The sequence below is a fragment of the Bacillus sp. SIMBA_005 genome, from assembly GCF_046535585.1.
GTDB lineage: Bacteria > Bacillota > Bacilli > Bacillales > Bacillaceae > Bacillus > Bacillus pumilus.
In genome coordinates this window covers 1-236 of sequence record NZ_JAWRWI010001158.1, presented here as the reverse complement: position 1 = coordinate 236, position 236 = coordinate 1, and the positions used below count along the sequence as shown (strand labels likewise).

Here is a 236-nt window from a genome sequence, read left to right as displayed (position 1 = left end):
AATGAAGCTGTTTGCCCAAAACCTCTGTTTTCAGCCCGAAACGGATTTCGGATTCACTGAGTTTCCCCGGTTTTTTAATGAGCCTGTACCCTTTTCGTCTGACCGCCTCAACCTCATAGCCCTCTTTGCGGAGCTCCTCTATATGTTTCCAAACGGCGGTTCTCGAGCAGTCGAGCGCGTCACTTATTTTCTGCCCGGAGATAAAGCCGTCACCCGCCTCAGAAAATAAATCAATT

1 protein-coding gene is annotated in these 236 nt (G+C 48.7%); it reads right to left on the bottom strand.

The window, feature by feature from the left end; translation table 11 throughout:
• Positions 1-235, bottom strand: a 235-nt coding sequence (locus tag SB660_RS23745) for a biotin operon repressor (protein ID WP_410585057.1), incomplete at its 3' end; no start/stop codon positions are given.
• Between the last annotated feature and the right edge of the window lies 1 nt (position 236).